Below are 4272 nucleotides of genomic sequence, written 5' to 3' on the forward strand. Positions count from 1 at the left end.
CCAAGTACTTGCCCACTTACCACGAAAGCACGCCCGACACCGTGTGGAATCACTACGGCCTGACCGCCGAAGATGCCGCCAAAGGTGGCATGAATGCACAGATGTTCAACAGCTTTTTGGATGGCACCAAGAGCGCCATCGAGATGGCGGCGGTGGCCAATGCCACAGGCTTGGCCGCGCCAAGGGGCTTGAAGTTTCCCGCGGTGGGGGTGGATGATCTGGCGCGCATCTTGAGGCCCCGAGAGCATGGCGGCGTGTTGGATCAGCGCGGGCAGGTGGAAGTGATTTCCAGTGTAGAACGAGACACTCGGCCCGTGTTTCGGGATTTGCGTTGGGGCGTGTATGTGACCTTCGCGGCTGACAGCGAATACGTGGCCCGGTGCTTTAAGGAATACGGTTTGGTGACCGATCCAAGCGGCCAGTATTCCAGCATGTACAAGCCATTTCACTTGATTGGTCTTGAGCTGGGTATTTCGGTGGCCTCCATTGGTGTTCGGGGCGAGGCCACTGGTGCGCCGGTGTGTTGGCATGGCGATGTGGTGGCCACGGCCAAGCGCGACTTGAAAGAGGGTGAAATGCTGGATGGTGAAGGGGGCTACACCGTGTATGGCAAGTTGTTGCCCGCGCAAGAGTCCCTGGCCTTGGGTGGTTTGCCCTTGGGGCTGGCCCATGGCGTGAAGCTACTTAAAGCAGTGAAAGCCGGGCAGGTGGTGAGTTGGGCCGATGTGGCCTTTGACGCCAACGCCACGGCGGTGAAATTCCGCCGTGAGATGGAACAACGATTTGCCTAAATAGAGCGCCCGAGCATCGGCTTCAACAACTCACCGTCAACAATCACTTTGCGAAAATCTGGTCCATGTTGGCAAAGGCCTTGAACTCGAGGGCATTGCCACAGGGGTCCATAAAAAACATGGTGGCTTGTTCACCCACCTGTCCCTTAAACCGAATGTAAGGCTCAATCACAAATTTTGTACCAACGGCCCGCAGCCGGTCAGCCAGCGCATGCCATTGCTCCATGGTGAGGATCACCCCAAAATGCTTGGCGGGTACGGCGTGACCGTCCACGCTGCTGTTGGCCTTGCAACCCACTTCATCGGGCGCCAAGTGGGCCACCAGTTGATGGCCAAAAAAGTTGAAGTCCACCCAATGCTCGGCGCTTCGACCCTCTTCACAACCAATCACTTCGCCATAAAACTGGCGGGCTTTGGCAATGTTGTCTACCGGGAAGGCCAAATGAAAAGGCTGCAGGGTGGGGTGGGTCGCGCTCATGGAAGTCTCTTGCAAAAGGTAAAGGGCAAGCCTCGAATATAGAGGGCTTGCCCTGCGCTTCACAAATCGGAATTACCCCTACTGCACTAGGGGGTCACGATGTTGAAGTTGCCATTGGCTTTGTCGAGCATTCCAAAAAACTTGCCCAGTTGCAGGCGGCTGCCTTCGATTTGTGTTTGGTCTGAAAACAGCAAATCCAATGCACCCGCTTCGCCCGTGAGCATGTTCAAGAAAAACGGTTTGGTGAGTTTTAAAGTGGCAGCCGCTTCGCTGCTGGGTGCCGCAGCTTGGTGGTGTAGCACACTGTTTTTGATGTGCAGTTGGTAGGTTTCACCATTGTCGGTGAACACCAGGTTCACCAACAGGTCTTCGCCCTCGGCTTTTTCACCATTCAAAGAGGCCGCCATGGCCTCTAAAAAGCGCGAGGTGGGCGTGTGCATTAGCATGTCGATGAACTGGCTTCGGTCAAAGCCGGCGTTGTAGCCGCCTTTGCGAAGCTCTAGTGCGCCTGTCAGGTAAAAGTTTCTCCAAGGGGCCGATTCGGCTTGGTAACCCATTTGCTCAAAACAACTGGCCAGCAAAGCCTTGGCCGCCAGGTTGTCGGGCTCGGCGTACACGGCGTGCTTCAGCAGTTCTGCAGCCCAGCGGTAGTCGCCTTGGTCATGCGCGGTTTGCGCCTTTTGCAGCAGCGCGGCCATGCCACCGGCCAGGTCCACATAGCGGCTTGCGGCCTGCACGGGGGGAATGGGGTGCAAGTTGGCGGGGTTGGCATCAAACCAGCCCATGTAGAACTGGTAAACCGCTTTTACGTTGTGCGATACCGTGCCGTAATACCCACGGCCACTTAAAAAGTTGTGGAGCACGGGGGGCATTTTGAGGGATTCTGCAATCTCGATCGAGGTTTCGCCAGCATTGATTTTGCGCACGGTTTGGTCATGAATGAAGCGGTAGGTGTCGCGTTGCTTTTCCATGAAATTGCGAATGTTTTGGCTGCCCCACACTGGCCAGTTGTGCTGGTGAAACAGCACCTCGGTTTGGTCTGCATAGGCAATGGCCTCATCCATGTAACCTGCCCACTTCAATGCGTCGCGCACCTTGGCACCGCGTGGGGTGTACAGGTTGTGCAAGGTATGGCCAAACAACTCGGCCCCGCCAAAGGCTTTTAGCTGGGGCAGGTAAAACACAAACTCCGAAGGTGCCTCGCTGCCAGGCACATTCAGAAATTCAAACTCAACGCCGTCGAGTGTGTGGGTTTCTTTGGGCGCCTTAATAACCACCGAGGGTTCCAAAATACCGACCTTGCCATAAGCCACCGCTTTGCCCAGGCCGTTGTCCACCAAACCCTCTGGCCCTTTGGGCAACTGTTTGCCATACATGTACACCGAGCGGCGGGCCATGGCCATGCCAACCAGCACGTTCTCGCTGGTGGCTTCTTCCATGAAGCCCAACGGGGCCACCACCGGGATGTTTTTTTGCTTGACCATTTCGGCACTGATCACGCCCAGTGCTCCACCAAAGTGATCCACGTGGCTGTGGGTAAACACCACCGCACTGACGGGTTTGTCGCCAAGGTGTTGGCGGGCAAATGCCATGGCAGCGCGGGCAGTTTCTTCGCTGGTAAGCACATCCACCACAATCCAGCCTGTTTCGCCCTCAATCAGTGTGATGTTGGACAAATCAAAACCCCGCAACTGGTAAATGCGGTCGACCACCTTGTACAAGCCAATTTGGTTATTGAGCGCGGCTTGCCGCCACAGGCTGGGGTTCACAGTGGGCGGGGCCTTGCCCTGGATAAAATCAAAGGCGTCGTAGTCCCAAATCACTTCGCCAGCAGCGTTTTTGACTTGCCCAGTGGGCTTGGCAATCAAACCGCGTTTGGCGTCCTCGGTGTTGGCTTGGTCCACCAGGTCGGTGGTCTTTGCGACTTCGTCGTGCATGGCTTGCGTAAAGCTTGATGCCGCCCCGGCCGAGGGGTGGGGTTCACTTTTTGAACATGCGGCGGTAAGGCTGCCCAGCGCAAGCGCAAGAAAACCCAAAGCCAGGGCCGTGTGTGGCGCTGGCAGGCGTGATGGATGATTCATGATGTCTCCCGAGGGGTGGGTTTGCTGAACCCTGTTGTGATTGTTTTTCCATGTTACCTCAAGGTTAACTTCTTGTATTTGTTAAAAAATATTGTGCATTGCAATATTTTGGTTGAACTCCTCTACAACATAGGAGTAAGCTTGGTTCCCTCAAAACAAAAAGCGGAGCTGATATGGCAACGCAACAAGAGCCTGTTTACCCTGCTGCCCACCCCAAGCCCGCCTTGGCAGCACTCACCCTGGCAGCCATTGGCGTGGTTTATGGCGACATTGGCACCAGCCCACTTTACACTTTCAAAGAAATTTTTTCCCCACACGGGGGGGTAGAGCCCAACGCCGCCAACCTGGTCGGCGCAGTGTCCACCATTTTTTGGGCGTTGATGCTGGTGGTCACCCTCAAGTACGTCATCTTGATTTTGCGGGCCGACAACCGGGGCGAGGGTGGTGGTTTGGCGCTGACAGCGCTGGCTGCACAAGCCGTCAAAAGCCAGCCGCGCCTGCGAAGCGTGATTTTGTTATTGGGGGTTTTTGGGGCCACGCTGTTTTATGGCGATAGCGTGATCACACCCGCCATTTCGGTGATTGGTGCCATGGAAGGGCTCGAGGTGCTCACCCCCGACTTAAAGCCCTACATTGTGCCGGTGGCCATGGTCATTCTTACAGGGCTTTTTTTGGTGCAGCGCTGGGGCACTGCCCTGGTGGGGCGCTTTTTTGGGCCGATCGTGTTGGTGTGGTTTTTGGTGCTTGGCTTGACCGGTTTGGTCCAGGTGGTGCAGCAACCCAGTATTCTTACGGCCTTAAACCCAGCGCATGCTGCACAGTTTTTGTGGGACCGTGGGCCTTTGGTGCTGGTGGTGGTTGGGGCGATTGTGCTTGCCATCACAGGGGCTGAAGCTTTGTATGCCGACATGGGGCACTTTGG

General features: G+C 56.0%; 4 protein-coding genes. 2 read left to right on the top strand and 2 right to left on the bottom strand.

Features of this window, described 5'->3' with window-relative positions; translation table 11 throughout:
- The coding region (locus ACEQU8_RS05465; protein ID WP_370262089.1) for an SAF domain-containing protein at positions 1-791 on the top strand (791 nt) is incomplete at its 5' end.
- A 43-nt stretch (positions 792-834) separates the two neighbouring features.
- Here ACEQU8_RS05465 and ACEQU8_RS05470 read toward each other — a convergent pair.
- On the bottom strand, positions 835-1269 hold the full coding sequence (locus ACEQU8_RS05470) for a VOC family protein (protein WP_370262090.1): 435 nt from the start codon (positions 1267-1269) through the stop codon (positions 835-837).
- Positions 1270-1355: 86 nt separating this feature from the next.
- Complete coding sequence (locus ACEQU8_RS05475; protein ID WP_370262092.1) at positions 1356-3350, bottom strand: alkyl/aryl-sulfatase; 1995 nt, start codon at positions 3348-3350, stop codon at positions 1356-1358.
- Positions 3351-3523: 173 nt separating this feature from the next.
- On the opposite strand from ACEQU8_RS05475, the gene ACEQU8_RS05480 reads away from it, so the two are divergent.
- Positions 3524-4272 (top strand): KUP/HAK/KT family potassium transporter (locus tag ACEQU8_RS05480; RefSeq protein ID WP_370262093.1); only part of this gene is annotated, 749 nt, incomplete at its 3' end.

This window comes from Limnobacter sp., from assembly GCF_964228395.1.
Taxonomy (GTDB): Bacteria; Pseudomonadota; Gammaproteobacteria; order Burkholderiales; family Burkholderiaceae_B; genus Limnobacter.

Excerpts from the sequence above, each read along its gene's own strand:
- ACEQU8_RS05470 (WP_370262090.1), bottom strand. The coding sequence starts at position 1,269 with ATGAGCGCGACCCACCCCACCCTGCAGCCTTTTCATTTGGCCTTCCCG.
- ACEQU8_RS05475 (WP_370262092.1), bottom strand. The coding sequence starts at position 3,350 with ATGAATCATCCATCACGCCTGCCAGCGCCACACACGGCCCTGGCTTTG.